Source organism: Methylophaga frappieri, from assembly GCF_000260965.1.
GTDB lineage: Bacteria > Pseudomonadota > Gammaproteobacteria > Nitrosococcales > Methylophagaceae > Methylophaga > Methylophaga frappieri.
The window spans coordinates 2,306,476-2,322,548 of sequence record NC_017856.1 but is presented as its reverse complement, the minus strand read 5'-3'; the positions used below and the strand labels follow the sequence as shown (position 1 = coordinate 2,322,548).

The 16,073-nt window shown below is 49.9% G+C and carries 3 protein-coding genes and 2 pseudogenes; all 5 read right to left on the bottom strand.

The annotated features are described in order from the left end of the window. Nucleotides 1-39 precede the first annotated feature (39 nt). Nucleotides 40-8,562 (bottom strand): annotated as a pseudogene (locus tag Q7C_RS11080) (DUF5801 repeats-in-toxin domain-containing protein); the annotation flags it as partial. Nucleotides 8,563-9,792: 1,230 nt separating this feature from the next. Continuing rightward, nucleotides 9,793-12,588 (bottom strand): annotated as a pseudogene (locus Q7C_RS14090) (retention module-containing protein); the annotation flags it as partial. A 194-nt stretch (nucleotides 12,589-12,782) separates the two neighbouring features. Beyond that, nucleotides 12,783-13,991 (bottom strand): trypsin-like serine protease, encoded by a 1,209-nt coding sequence (locus tag Q7C_RS11075; RefSeq protein WP_014704867.1) that lies wholly within the window; start codon nucleotides 13,989-13,991, stop codon nucleotides 12,783-12,785. A gap of 35 nt (nucleotides 13,992-14,026) precedes the next feature. Then, nucleotides 14,027-15,181 (bottom strand): glycosyltransferase family 4 protein, encoded by a 1,155-nt coding sequence (locus Q7C_RS11070; RefSeq protein ID WP_014704866.1) that lies wholly within the window; start codon nucleotides 15,179-15,181, stop codon nucleotides 14,027-14,029. A 62-nt stretch (nucleotides 15,182-15,243) separates the two neighbouring features. Continuing rightward, nucleotides 15,244-16,071 carry a SapC family protein gene (locus tag Q7C_RS11065; protein WP_014704865.1) on the bottom strand — a complete coding sequence of 276 codons (828 nt, stop codon included), beginning with the start codon at nucleotides 16,069-16,071 and terminating at the stop codon, nucleotides 15,244-15,246. Between the last annotated feature and the right edge of the window lie 2 nt (nucleotides 16,072-16,073).

Sequence of the window (16,073 nt, the reverse complement as noted above, 5' to 3'; positions counted from 1 at the left end):
CCGCGATTGCTCGCGGGCTTGTGAAGGGTCAGACTCAGATTAGCTGTGGTCTATCGTGATGTTAGCACCACCCAGCAACGTTTCCAGGTCAGCGACATTATTGGTTGTGCCATCACCCAGTCCTTGCAAGGTAATACTGCCACCATTTTTCAGTGTCAACGTCACATCATCACCATTATTGGCAGCGCCTGTGATGACATCATTAACATCATCGTCCGCGATAACGTCTTTGAAGTTCAACACATCCGTACCCGGCTGGAAGTTAACAATAGTGTCATCACCCGTGTCTTCATCCATGCTGAATACATAGGTATCTTCCGCCGCTCCACCAATCAGGATGTCATCACCACCACGACCTTCAAGAATGTTTTCACCGGCCGCAGCGATTTCTTCAGCCGATGGTGCCTCGTTGTACAAATCTTGATAGTTATCACGGACAAACTGCATGATTTGTTCATCTGTCGGCGCGGTACCACTATTTTGCGCAGTCAGATAATCAATCACACCCTGGTAATCTTCACCACTGATTGCACCCATATTACCGGTGTACAAGGTGTCACCAAAGATAATGTCATTGCCATCACTACCGGTGAGGATGTCATCGCCCATCAACAGTAACTCATCCGTAGAGGAACCACTTTCCAGCTCAGCCGTTAATTCTGCTGCTGAATTGATGATTTTGACTTCGCCGACCGGGCCTGAAACATCGAGAGATACCGGTTCTCTTAGTTCGATATTATCGAGATACAAGGTTTCATTATTTTCCCACCATCCTGCCTGAACCTCATAAACCAAGCGGTAATTACCAACGTCAAGTTCGGAAGACTCTACACGACTACCTGAGCTTTGAGATAAACCACTACCTGATACTGTGTCCCAATTAGCTCCGTTTTGGCGTTGTAGAGACCAGCTAATTTGGTCACCATCAAAACTTTCAAGACTCGTTGTTCCATAGTCAAATCGCAGTATCGTATCTTCAACCGCAACAGCAAAAGCTTGGCTAGTCACAACGATTGAACCATCATTGCGTCGATCTGTAATGCGAAATACGCCATCATTACGACCAATGCTACCGTCTGAGTCGCCAGACTCAGTCCAATCACCAGTTGTATCCAATGGATGATTACTGCCTGAAAAGTCTGCTAACACCACTGTATTGGTCGTGCTGCCAAAGTTCTCCGTTGCATTACCCGTGGTGCTGGTGTTATCGAAGAAACGCAGATAGTCACTGTTGATACCATTACCGATACCAATCGCATTGACCTCACTGACGGCACTCAGTCCGGCAAAGGCCTCGACAGCATCCAACAAATCGCGGTACTCGGTCTCGTCGCCTTCACCATTATCACCATTATTACTAAATGTCGGATTACCATCTGTCATAAAGTAAGTAATGAACTCATGATCACCCGGCTGCCCGTTAAACCAGCTCACAGCAGAATCGAATGCCGCTTCATAGTTTGTGCCATCATCTGCATCCAGATTATCAATCGCAGTCAATAATGAACTCAATCCGCTCGGATTGTTGGATAAATCACTGACTGAAATTTTCAAGGACGCTGACTCTGCAAAACCAATCAGGGCAATATTAATCTCCCCATCATGAGTAGCTAAATCATTGACAAAGCTTTCAAGCGCATTTTTAAGCAAGGTATTACGACTACCTTCCATACTGCCTGACTCATCTGCAATCAGGGCAATACTGTAATCCATACCTGGCGTGTACTGCTGGTCACGACCACCCAAATCACCAATCAGCACATCATTACCGGCTGGTGTGGTTTTGGTGTTGTCGCTATTAGTGCCAACATACAACACATCCGGCACCGGCACCTGCACGTCCAAATAGACCGTTTCAGTGATGGTATCGCCATCGGCATCAGTCACGCTAAAGGTAAAGCTGTCTGCACCACTCTCACTTTCACCATCGTAGGTATAAGTAAACTCACCGTCTTCGTAAGTCACTGAACCTGTTGTTGGTTGCGTGAAGGTCACCGCATTTTCTTCAGCTTCGCCATCGGCACCAAAGTCAATATCGACGTCAATTGTCGCTTGATTGCCTTCACTGATGTCAACAACAAACGCATCGTCTTCTGAATCGTAATCTGAAGACGCGGTCGGTACATCATCATCAAAGTTGATGGTTAATGTGCCCGTCGCATCGTCACCATCGTTATCGACAATGGCATAGGTCAGATCAATTTCGACGTTGTTTTCATCATTCTGACCATCATCAGGATGCAACACGTTTTGCAACAAGGTGACGGTGTAGTCACCATTGTTAGATGCATCCAGCGTGACTTTGAAGATCTCGCCACGACCTTGAGTCGTACTGGTCGCTGTCAGCGTTTTATTTGCCCCACTCCAAGACAGCAGAACCGTTTCCTGGCCTAAATTGACTAGCTGATCATTCATATCCGCAAAGCTGATGCTGTTTGGTGTATCCACACTTGGCGTCAGATTCAAGGTGCCTGCAAAAGTGGACTCGTTATCATCCAGATCTGCATTCGACATAACCTCATCACCCGGACCACCTTCAATACCACCTGGCAGACCTTCATCATCCACAGTGGCGGTGCTGTCGCCCGCAGTTGGCTCATCATCAGGCACCGTCTCAGCTTGCTCGCCATCGATATTGATAGTCAACGTGTTAGACACTTGATCACCATCATCATCCATGGTGATGTAAGTGAAGGTTTCTACGCGTGGCGTATCAACTTGCTGGCTATCCCGAGCCTCACGACTCAAGGTATAGGTGTAGCTGCCATCACTTTCGACTTCCAGCGTACCAAAGTCACCTTGGATCTCACCTTGCACTTCGCCTTCCCAAATCAGGCTGCCTTGTTCTGCCGGCCCATCGGCACCGAATTCACCCGTTACCGACCCTGTCACAACAGGCAGGTCATCAGTGGACACGATTTTGGCAATCAAATCAAAGCTGGTTGACGCGTTTTCCTCCGTGATAACTTCCGTTACCGGCACGCCACCACTTGAGAAGCCCAGAATCTGCAACTCATAGGTTTTACCACCAACCGAGATAGTTTGCGTTGCCGAACTGCCATCAATGCTGATGGTATCGCGTGGGTCATCACTATCATTCGGCGTTTCATCGTGGTTGAAGGTAATCGTGTGATTCACCACCACATCGAAACCATCAATTTCAACCGTAAATTGCACATCCAAATCAACGCTATCAATTGAATCACTGACATCAATGACGAAGTTATTGTGGGTGAACGCTCCCAAAGCAAAATCATCATTAACAACAATCGGACTGTTGGTAATCAAGGCATCATTATCATCAAACTGATAATTAGAGCCATTTGGATTGCCCCAGCTCACTTCATCAAGTGCGCCACCGGTACCATCGACCAGTGCCGTGTCATTACCACCATCAATGTTGCTAAAGGCAGAAGTCAGATTACCGACACTAATATCGCTTACTGATACCGTGATGCTTTCTGAATCCGATTGTGCCGCTGGCATATCATCATCAAAATCGATGGTCAGCGTACCCGTGACATCATCACCATTACTGTCATTAACGGTATAAGTCAGTGCCACTTGATGGTTGTTTTCGGTATCGTCGCCTTGCAGACCATCCAGCGTGTCATGCATGACATTATCAAGCAGTGTCACCTGATAAGCACCGGTTGTTTGGTCGGTAATTTCAACCGTAAACAAGTTGCCTCTTGGACCCGCTGCCGTCAGAGTTGCACTGTTGGCATCCCAAGCAAACTCGACTGTTTCCTGTCCGATTGTAGCGGTTTGTTCATGCATCGCCGCAAAGTCGATCGTGCCCGGTGTGTCGTCACCGTAATCAAAGCCTAATGTACCGATGAAGGTTGCTTCGTTACTATCCGCATCCGGTAACATCACCTCATCACCAAGACCACCCTCAATACCATCAGGCACCAAGCCTTCATCATCAACAACGGCATTGGCTTCACCACCTGTTGGCTCATCATTCTCAGCAAGCAACGTGACGGTGGCTGGGGCACTGATTTCACCATCTGGATCGATCAAGGTGTAATCAAACACATCACCCTCATTAGCACCTTGGTTTGGCGTGTAGCTATAGCTGCCATCCAGATTGATAACTAATGTCCCGTTGTTCAACTCAATGACCGTGCCATCCGCCTCAATCAGCGTGACGTCATCCGTATTGTCATCCCCATCATCAAAAATAACGGAGTGAATAGACAGGTTCAGGACTGGTGTGTCGTTGTCATAATCACGACCGGTTTGCGCACCACCATTATTGTCATCATCGGTGATGATATTGCCAGTTGTAACACCATCAACTTGATAGGTGTTATCAGCTGCTACTGGCGAAAACGGCGTCAGCTCACCTTGCGGTACACCGGCCTCACCGTTAATGGTCAACGTTGCAGCGGCACTGTCGCCATCAGCATCCACGATGCTGTAACCAAACTGATCCTGATAGCTATTATCGCCAAGAGCAAAACTTTCGTATTCACTAATATTGACGAAGTAGTCCGAGTTATCGGCAGCAGCGTTGCCATCATCACTGTACGGTACTGACTCGAATACCAGCGTGTTAAAGGCACCGATATTACCGATAGTAAATGACCCAACGTTATTATCATCCATAGCAAATGGCGTGGATGAAGCATACGGATCATTGGCATCATCATTGTTGCTGACAATACCACTGCCAATCCGGTTACCATCGGCATCGAAGGCATGCCAACGCATCGCCTCACCACCATTTTCATTTTGGAACAGATTAGAGAACTGCACCGACGCTGAGAGTACTGGACCATCAAATTTGAATGCCAGTGCTTCACTCAGACTGTCAGAGTAATTAATTTGATCTGGGACAGAAGTATTTTGTCCAGAAGTGCCGCCAACGCCAAAGCCTGGCGCGTTACCGCCTGTCGTGATCGCACCCGTGCCGGTATCACTGAATTTACCATCTGCAGTCAGGAACGACTCGTCCAGTTCAAAGGCCGTCATATTGCTGCCTGTGTTCGTCCAGCCTTCAACGGTTTCGGTATTTTCTGGCAATTTGCTCGGATCAACCTCGTAGCTGTAGCTGCCATCTGCGTTCAGGGTCAGAGTACCGAATTCACCTTCAACTTCGGCTGAGCCATCTTCTGGAATCAATACCACCGTATCGCCAAAGCTGACTGAGGTAACACGACCCGCACCATCACTACCGAAGTCATCGACACCAGCGGGATCAGTCGTGGTATCAACCGCAGTCACCACATTACCGGTAGCGACGCCATCAACAACAGTATCCACATCATCAACGGCAACTGGGCCATCATCTTCAAAGGCCAGCAAGCTGCCAAGGTCAATACCGTCAGAAAGCATATCGCCATCACCGTCAGTCACGGTGGCATTCAGATAGAGCGCCCCCGAGTTAATTACCACTGGTGAGGTTGCTTCATCCGCATCCGTCGGATCATCGTGAATCACAGCGCGCAATTGCGTCAGGGTAACTTCCCCATCGCCATCAACGCTGACAGTGAACACGATTTGATCGCCACTACCATCGTTAACAAAGCCTTCGATAATGCCACCAACGCCGCTACGCAGCGCAACCTCTAAACCGGTTTCTGTATCAAACACACCGGTAGACGCTGAACCTACTTCCAAGTCGTAGGCGACGCTGCCTTCACCATCTGAACCAAAGTCGAATGCAAAGCTACCTGACAAGTCAAGCACTTGCGCCGCATCTGGCGAGCCAATATCCGTTTCATCAACGGTTAATAATCCAAGCGGGGTGACCACAACATTGATATTGATATCGTTAAAGTCATTATCGCTACCAGAATGTTTGTCTTCCCAATTAAGATTGCCCGGCTCAGCGTTATCTTGCACCGCAGTCGCACCATCTTCATTCAATGCCGGATTATCAAACCGGACATTCGTTAACTCACCAGACAGAGGAGTACCGTCCAGTAATACCTGCCAGTTACCCTCCCCATCCTTGGCAAACGTGACCTCTGCGCCATTGGCCAGACCACTATTTAAATCATTGCCATCAGGAATAATGAAGTAGCCAACCGTTGCCGGATCGGCATTGATAGTGATTTCATCAGAGAGATTACCTTGCACATTCGCCCAGATGATTTGACCGCTCACTGGCTCACCATCACCATTCATGATGTAGTAACCAAAGGTATTGTTATACCCTGCGCTACCACCCTCATTGGTCACGGTCAACAACAACGGTTGCTCTGGCTGCTCAACAGTCATGCTTGGGCCATCATCTTCAAAGGTAATTCTTGAACGATTCTGGTTCGCCAGCACAATATTGGCCGCAGCGGTATCGGTATCGCCATCCGCATCGGTCCGTGTAACCTCATATCTCAGCTTCAAGTTACCGCTTTCAGTCAGTAATCCTAATGCTTCATCGAAGGTACTGGTATCGCCATGTGCAATGGCTTCAAACAATGTCGTTTGCAACTGAGGCACACCAGCGATGTCAACAATCGAGATTGAGAACACGACGTCGCCGTCAGTGTCACGGCCTTCGATGTTGCCGCCATTGGTGAACAGCGAAATGGCACCGCCATCTGTCGCACTCAGGTTTGTTGCCAATCCTTCATCAGACAATTCCAGTGACAGGACACCTGTATCAACAACCGGCGTATCTGCACCTGCCGCACCACTGATGGTGAACAGCGCTGTCAGACCACCAACAACCTGTGTGTTCACTTGGGCAAGTACCCCAGTGGCATCGTCAGTATTGCCATTGACAACCTCACCAGCGGCAGCGCGATCATCACCGACGGTTTCATCCAGTGTGACTTCCAGCTGTTTGCCTGCTTGGTCAACTTTTCCAACTTCGATAGACGGACCATCATCTTCAAAGACAACTTGGATACCGCTGTCAGAGGTGACTGTATCGCCATCATTATCGGTGACAGAGAAGTGAATCAGGTCAAGAACGGCTTGTTCACTATTACTTTCCGTATCCGCATGCTCAATCGCTTTCAACTGAAGCAGTAACAAGGCATCGTCACTACCGTCGCCGTTATCACCCGGTTTCAATCCCAACACAAATGCCGCGTCTTGCAACATATCGGCAATCGAACCGTATTGATCCAGACCGCCATCATTGGTCAGACCCACGACGACCTTGGCACCAACCTGGCCAAATTCGCTGTTGCTGATATTGATGCCAAACCCACTGAGGATGCCCTGCAAGGTAGAAAATATGCTGGCATCCAGAGTATAAAGATAGATTGGTTGATCGCCATTGCTGGTTTGCAAGCCAGTATCTGTCCCATCAAAAACATTGCCCTCAGCATCGGTCAGACTAACGAGATTAATGCCATCGGCCCCACCGCTGTATTGCACCGCACTGGTGTTGGTTTGCACACTGAGGCCGAAGAGATTGCCATCCCCCAGCAGCTCAGTAGCAATCTCAACGCCATCGCCATTTGGATCCAGGTCAAACAATCCCAGCGACGGTAAATCCAGGCCCAACAGTGAGATGAGATCACTTGCCGTGATATTCGCACCGCTTAAAGTGAATTGTGGGTCTTCATTTTGAGCCTCACCTGACTCGTCGTGTTTAATGGTAATGACACCATTATTGGTCATGACAGGAATATCATCCTGAATTTCAATCGCAAACTGACCTTCACCAGCACCGGTAACAGTATCACCGTCACTATCGGTCGCAACCAGAATACTGCTGAAATCAATGCCGCTGACTGAACCACCATCCGTGACTAACTCGACGTTTTCAGTGTTTGTATCATCGTCAACATGATCCAGCTGATCCTGTAGATCGAATACATACGAACCATCTGCATTGACCGTGAGGGTAAATACGGTCAGACCGCCAGCAGACGCAGTCAGCACATTACCGCTGACGCTGTAGCTGACCGCATTACCATTTGAATACAGGCTTGGCAGACCACTGACATCATCAGAAAGACTGATAGTCACCGGCGCATCGGCACCGGCGCTGAACAACGCGGACAGTGAGCCAGTTAAACCGCTGACTTCGTCATCATCGTTGGTATCACCAGCCTCTTTATTGCCTTCGCTGTTATCAAGCGTTAAGAACGACATACCATCTTCTTCAACACTCGCCGTAACCGCTTCGGCTTGTTCATTAACAATCGGTGCGTCATCTTCAATCCGATAAGCAATACCGCTCAAATCCAGATCCGCACTGACGGTATCGCCATCCGCATCAGTCACCGATTTACTCAACAGCAAGGTTCCCGCTTCCAGCAACATGCTCATCGCTTCGTCGCTATCGGTGGTGTCGTCATGCCAGATGTTTTGCAGCAGCTCCAGTGTTACAACACCGTTGCTATCCACGCTGATGGTGAAGTAATCAACACCATCAGCAGAGCCGACAATGGCACCACCGACTTCATTCAGGACAATTTCTGCACCCTGACCGTAACCATCGGTGTCAGCAGTAGACGTATCTGTGGTATCAACGGCATACAGACCAGTTACAATATTTTCACCACTCAGTGACAGGCTGTAAGCTGTCGTGCCGTCTTCGTCGGCACCCACGCTACTGGTGAAGTAGCCACTGAAATCAAAGCTGGCCGTGGCAGAGCTAACCGCACCCGTTTCAGGATTACCGTTCTCCAGACCTGATTCGTCGACCGCCAGAACTGGCAATGCAAACATATTGATATTGTCGAGGTAAGCCCCAAATTCGTTGGCGTCTCCTAACCCTTCAAAGGTCAATGTTTGCGGTGAAGTGGTGTCCATACCGGTGAATGTCAGTGTGATAGTGGTCCAGCCACCAGCCACTTCAGTCAATTCTGCCGTTACACCGACAGGCAGACCCTCAACGGTGACATTGCCACCGGCATCTGAATTCACGTTGAAGCTGTATTCACCAAAGCTGACAGACATATCACTGTCATCTTCATGATTTGGCCGCGGCTGATAATCAAAGCTCAGAATGACATCGGCACTTGGCAGTTCGACATCCGTAGAAAGCTGGGTCAGCAATGTCTCGTTATTATCCGTATCCAGCTCGGCATGCACATCGCCATCAGAGGCGGAGGCATCACCCGCATTACCGGATTGAATTTCAAGACCCGCGCCATTGACGTTCCAGACAATGCCGGCATCCCCAGACACCGTACCGCCACCAACGCCAACAACGGTAAAGCCATTACCACTCAGGTTTGGCGCAAAGCCTTCAAATGATTCGCTGAAGAAGTTAACAGCCAAATCCGTTGTCGCTTCAACAACCGGAATATCATCCTGCACATTAATGACAAACTGGCCTTCACCAGCACCGGTGACAGCATCACCGTCACTATCGGTCGCCACCAGAATGCTGCTGAAATCAATGCCGTTGACTGAACCGTCATCCGTGACTAATGCGAAATTTTCAGTGTTTGTATCATCATCGACATGATCTAGTTGATCAAGTAGATCGAACGCATAAGAACCATCGGCATTCACGGTCAATGTGAATACATCCACACCGTCAGCTGTCGCAGTCAGCACATTACCGACCACACTGTAGCTCACCGCATTCCCGTTTGAATACAAGCTTGGCAAACCACTGACATCATCAGAAAGACTAATGGTCACCGGCGCATCGGCACCGGCGCTGAACAACGCTGTCAGCGCGCCCGCCTCACCAGTCACTTCATCGTCATCGTTACTATCATCAACCGTCGCTTTGTTACCTTCACTGTTATCCGATGTTGCCAACGACATGCCATCTTCTTCGACCGTCGCTATCACGGCAGCTTCTGGATCCAGGTTTGCAACCGGTGCATCATCTTCAAAGCCAAATACGCCTTGGCTCAAATCCAGACTGCCTGTTGCCGTATCACCATCCGCATCAGTCAGGCTGTAATTAATTTCAATCGTGCCCGCATCTAAAATCAATGAGACGGCTTCATCGGCATCATTCACATTTGGATGCCAAACGTTATCTTCTTGGGTCAGTGTCACAACACCGGTTGCAGGATCAACGCTGATAGTAAAGTAGGTATTGCCATCCAGCATACCGGCAATGGTGGTGCTATCAACTTGTACCAGCTCGATTTCCTCACCCTGGCCATAGCCATCACCATCATCGCCTGCAAATTGCGTGTCATTGCTATCGACGGCAAACAAACCACTGCCGATCGGCTCCTCACTCTCTGCCAAAGTCAAGCTGAATTCTTCGGTACCCTCAATATCGGCACCTACGCTACCCAGGAAATAACCACTCAGATCCAGCGTTGCAGAGGCACTAACCACATCACCTGATTCTGGATTACCACCAGGCAAGCCGGACTCGTCAACAACCAAAAGGCTGTTGCCGTACAGATTGATGTTATCCAGATAAGCCCCTAACGTATCCGCATTACCCAGACCTTCAAACAGCAAAGTTTGTGGGCTGCTGGTATCCATACCGGTAAATTTCAGAACCACATTGGTCCAACCGCCACTGACCGATGTCAAACTACCTTCAACGCCAGCTGGCAGACCGGCAAAGCTGACATTACCTGCGCTATCAGACAGGATCGTCACTTCAACACCACCCAAAGACACCAGCATATCGCTATCATCTTGGCTGCTCGGACGTGGCTGGTAATCAAAGCTCAGCGTAATATCGCTGGTCGGCAACATGACTTCGGTGGAAATTTGCACCAGGCTATTGCCATTAGGATCTGCATCCAGTTCTGCATGAACATTACCATCTGATGGTGAAGCACCACCGGTGTTGCCAAACTGAATTTCAATACCTGCTTCGTTGACGGTCCAGATATGGCCGGCATCACCAGAGACGTTGCCGCCACCTAAACCAACAACATCAAAACCACTGCCTTGGGTTGAAAAGCCTTCAAATGATTCACTGAAGAAATTAACCCCTTGAACTGTGACAACCGGAACATCATCTTCAACGGCAATCACAAACAATTGACTACCGGCACCGGTGACGCTGTCGCCATCGGCATCCGTCGCGGTCAAAACACTACTGAAGTCAATGCCATTCACCGAAGTCACTGGCTCAACACCCGGTGCACTGGTTTGCAGCGCTATATTTTCGTCATTATTGCCATCATCAACGTGATCTAATTGCGCTTGCAGATCGAACTCATAGGAGCCGTCTGCATTCACCGTTAACGTGAACACGGTAACCGGACCAGCCATTGCAGTCAGCGTCGTGCCATCAGGGCTGACGCTGTAAGTAATTGCTGTGCCATTGGAATAAAGCGTTGGCAGCGCACTGGTGTCATCAGACAAACTGATAGTCAGTGGTGCATCCGCCCCAGAGTCAAACAAAGCGCTCAGGGTACCGGCAACACCGCTTACTTCATCATCGCTATTGCTATCACCACTTGCTGCTTTATTACCTTCGCTATTATCGCCAGTCGCCAAAGACATACCATCTTCTTCAACCATCGCACGTACAGGTTCAACCTGTTCGGCAACAGAAGGTACATCATCAATCACATCAACTGTGACTTGAGCATGGCCTAACAAACCATTGGTATCACTGGTAAAGACACCAATGCCGGTGATAGTGATCACTGAGTCACTCAAACCATCCGTATTATCGGGATCAGGGTGTGGCAATGGGCCAAGCAGTTGGACATTGACATCAACGGTACCCGCACCAAAGTTCGGGTTGCTCAGGCTGACAACGATGACATCCGTGCCATCCAATGCGCCGATGATCTGACCGCTTTCAATTCTCCAATCCAATTCAGGACCAGGTAATCCATCGACATTCACTGTCGTGGCAGGGCTTAAAGTCATACCAAAACCATCCAGCGCACCATCACCCGGTGTAAAGGTAACCGTGGTGGTTGCGGTATCGGTAATTTCGTCTTCCTGAACTTCTAATCTGACTGGTTGACCCGCTGGTGGATCAAATTCTGGCTCAGGAGTCGGTTCTGGCGTCGGCTCAGGGGTTGGTTCTGGCGTCGGCTCAGGAGTTGGTTCTGGCGTCGGCTCAGGAGTTGGTTCTGGCGTCGGTTCAGGAGTTGGTTCTGGCGTTGGCTCAGGAGTTGGCTCAGGAGTTGGCTCAGGAGTTGGCTCAGGAGTTGGCTCAGGAGTTGGTTCTGGCGTTGGCTCAGGAGTTGGTTCTGGCGTCGGTTCAGGGGTTGGTTCTGGCGTAACATCATCTTCCAGCAGATTAATGTCTTCTGGTGGTGCATCAAATTCGTTAAATACACCGATCGTTTCAAAGCCATTGGTTGGCGTCACTTCCGGATTCAGGTAATTCCGGAATACCAGCACAGTGCTACCCTCGGAGCCATCAACACCGGTACCCGCACCCGCGGCAGTTGCTTCAGCCAAAAGTGATGGGTCTTCGCCATCCAACAACGCTTGTTGAATCGCCGCCACATCGTCATCAATAACCGTCTCGGCTGTTTCTGTCACTGGTGCATCCGGATTAAATACATCCAGATCCAACAGCATTTGTGAGCTGCGTCCCATATCCAGCTGACTACCATCCAGGAAGGCTATTTCAATCGCCCCGGCTGCGCCTGTGGTAATGAGTTCATGTTGATAAATTTTATCGCCAACTTGCAGATTACGAATCGTGCCATCCAAGGCGGTGGCGGTGGCGGAACCGACAAGAACTGAAACTGTACCGATGACTGTAGCCATGATGTTTCTCCTGAAACCAAATAAAAGTTGTGAGTAGAGCTATCCTGATGATGGAGTTTGCACCGTGCAAAGCAGACTGACTACTGTACTTTGGTACTAATCAATGAAATTTTTTTAAAATTGTGTCGCCGCGCCCGCATTATCAACCTTTCAGCACACAGAAAAATGGGTTGTCACCGCGATGCTGTACGGCATCAGGCAATCAATTGATCGTCATCCAAAATGAGCCGTTGCGCACTAATAACCGAGGCACCACCGGGCAGCACACCCCCTTGCGGATCGCTGATATCCAGCCAGAAGTGCTCATTCGATTCGGCCGTGACATCCTCGATTAATTCGACCGCAATGACGGTCTGTTGCTGGCTGCCATAAATCACGGCACGCCCGGCAACCGCAATATAGTCTTCCCCTGCCAGCGCAGTGCCATCTCGGGTTTGATAAGCCACACTGACTGATTCACCCGGCGCAACCACACCGGTAAACTGCAATAGAAAATAAGCACGCTGCACCGACCCCGGATCACCTTCAAGAACCGCTGTCACAACCTCCTCAGGATGTTGCGGCGCATCCGGATAGGTCTGTTGAATTTGAGTATCAATCCATTGCGTGTAGCTACTCACACGCTGCCAGAATGCCAACTCACCAAAGCTGCTATCGATGGTTTCGTTGGTATCCAGATACTGATCGCCCTGAGCAAACCGAGCTATATAGCTGGCAACACCCGCCACCTGTCCATCTATAAAAGCCGGGCCACCGCTGTCGCCCGGCGTAATCAGTCCTTCCAAAAGGTTCTGACCAAGATCATTAACGCCCATCAATTGCCCCAGACTATCCAAAGCAACTGAGCCATCATCAAAGTCGGCGACCAGTTGCGTCCCCGCGACGGGTCCCCAGCTCATTTGATCAAAGGTAAATAAATCCAGCGTACCCACATCGGTATCAAAGCGATTTTGTGCAACCAGCCGCTCGGCACTGGTTGGAACCTCACTGGTCACGCCCTCGGCCCCCGCGCCCGGTCTGCCATACCCAACCAGATCAAACACCTGATGCAGTTCATCGCGCTGCCGATAAAGATCATAGCGTCGGGCATAATCAGGCGCCGGTTGCGCCAACGTCAGCAGTGCCACATCGTAATTTTGGGAAACCGAATCATAGGCAGGCAAAATCGTCAGCAGACTGGCAGAAATGGTAGTGCTGCTGCCAAAAGGGGCATCAAAGCGCACCTCAACCGAATCAGGGTTGGCATCAAACAAATGCGCTGCCGTTAAAATCATCTGCCCGCCGTAGAGCAGACTGCCAGAGCCAACAATGCCCTCAGCAAAAATTTTAACCACGCCGGAATAGCGCGCATCATCAGCGCCCTGATAAACAGACAAACGATAATCTTCAGTTGTCGCAACCATCCCGGACTCCCGCCGTTAATAATCGCTGATGTCGTTCAGCCTAGTTGATGATACACCTTGCAAGTTGCGTCGGCACACTGTTGCCAGGTCAACTGTGCTGCGCGTTGTCGGGCCTGTGCGCGTAGCGACAGGCCTGCCGTTTCATCCAGAAGCAGATCTGACCAGGCTGTCGTTATCGCGTCAGTTTCCTGCGGGTCAACCAATATCGCCGCGCCGTCAGCAAACTCAGCCATGGCAGAATGCTGTGAGGTCATGACTAAGGCACCACATGCCATCGCCTCTAAAACAGGCAAGCCAAAGCCTTCATACAAAGAAGGATATAAAAATAAACGACAACCGCTATACAGCGCGCGCAACGCCACCTCATCAACATAACCGGTATAGCGAATCACGCCCTGCTGACGACCGCGCTGGATTTGCTTTTGTACATCAGCAGACAACCAGCCTGGGTCGCCGGTTATCACGAGAGGAAAAGCCTGCCGCATGGACAATGGCAAATTCATAAAACTCTGGATCACCCGCTGGTGATTTTTTCGTGGCTCCAGCGTACCCACCATCAGATTAAAGCCACCTGCCGTCAATCCAAACGCCGCCAGCTCTGTTTGCTGTTGCGGCCCAGTGACGGGCTGAAAAAAGGGAGAAACACCAAGATGAATCGCCGTGATCCGTGACGCCTCCACGCCGAGCAAAGCCATGATTTCCTGTTTTTGAAACGCGGAATCAGTAATGATGTGATCCGCCTGTTTTGCCGTCTGATGGACCATATCACGCCAATAATTAACGCGTGCCGGCAGGTGAAATTCAGGAAATCGCAGGAAAGACAAATCATGCACCGTACTCACACGAGGCCCATGAAAGCGGCGCAGTTGATATTGCGGCGAGTGATAAACCGCCCCGGTCTGATGCCGCGTTTGTCGCCACAAACGTTGATCGGCAAGCCTTTGTTGCCCACTGCGTAACATTGGTCCCAATGAACTACTGGCAAGCGATTGCCGGAGCTGCGTGGTCACCGACCGGCTTTGCGCTACCGGTGCCGATAGCGCCGTCGGCGATAACACCTTGCCTTGACGAACCAGATGCAGCGACGCTATCTCTGGATGTGTGGCGAAAGCCTGCGCCAGATTCAGCGCATATCGACCAATCCCGGTCAGTGGCGCACGAATCACATCAACGTCAAAAAATAACTTCAAGATCCTGCCACCGTTTTAAAAACCCGCTTTAAGGCATTCATCCTCAGCGACGCTGGCGACCTTTAATCAAACTTAAAGGTGTCGTCGCCATCCTCACCAAACAACGCATCCAGATCAACTTCATCTACAGCGGCTGGCTGTTGCTGCTTGGCGATTTCATTATGCAGTTCCGTTAATTTTCTGAATACCGATAGGCGCGGTAAAGACAGTAATTGACCATACGCCACCCCCAACGCCCCGGATTTGGCCAACGCCGCCAACGTATCCGGCGCCAATGCCTTGAGCTTTTTATCATCGACGATAAACAGCTCTTTCAAATAATCCGGGTTTTCTTCCGGATTTTTCAACATCGTGCGCCAAGGTTTCAAAATACCGGCATCTGCCAAGGCGGTAATCGCTTTTTCGGTCACATCACGACTGCTTTCATACACTTCCAGAAAACGGACAATTTTTTCTGTTTGCGGTGTCAACGCCCCATTGTCATCAAAAAACCGCTGATCGCCGGACTCTGCCTGCGCAACAAACCGGTCACTGCGACTATCAAAGCCCAGTACCCTTTTGCCCTCAGGAGTGTGAATCATCTTGAACGGATAAGTCCGAAAGGTCGCCGGTAGATAACCGCCCAGCCAACGCCCATTGGGATGTAGGAAATCATTTTTTCCTGGCACAGGCGACAACACGGCCACCATTAACCAGCGGGATGACTCACCTTGCTTGATCGGCATAAATGCCACCGGCATGGTCGCCATGACATGCGCCAGTTCATCAGCGACAATCGGGGAGATGTGAAAGGTTTTGGCAAATTCAAAGCCATGTCTCGGCTGCCAGCCGGCTTTAGCATGTTGCTGACTGTCAATCGCGAAAACGTGCGGTTGCTTTGATTCGGTCATAT

Excerpts from the sequence above, each read along its gene's own strand:
- Q7C_RS11075 (WP_014704867.1), bottom strand. The coding sequence starts at position 13,991 with ATGGTTGCGACAACTGAAGATTATCGTTTGTCTGTTTATCAGGGCGCT.
- Q7C_RS11065 (WP_014704865.1), bottom strand. The coding sequence starts at position 16,071 with ATGACCGAATCAAAGCAACCGCACGTTTTCGCGATTGACAGTCAGCAA.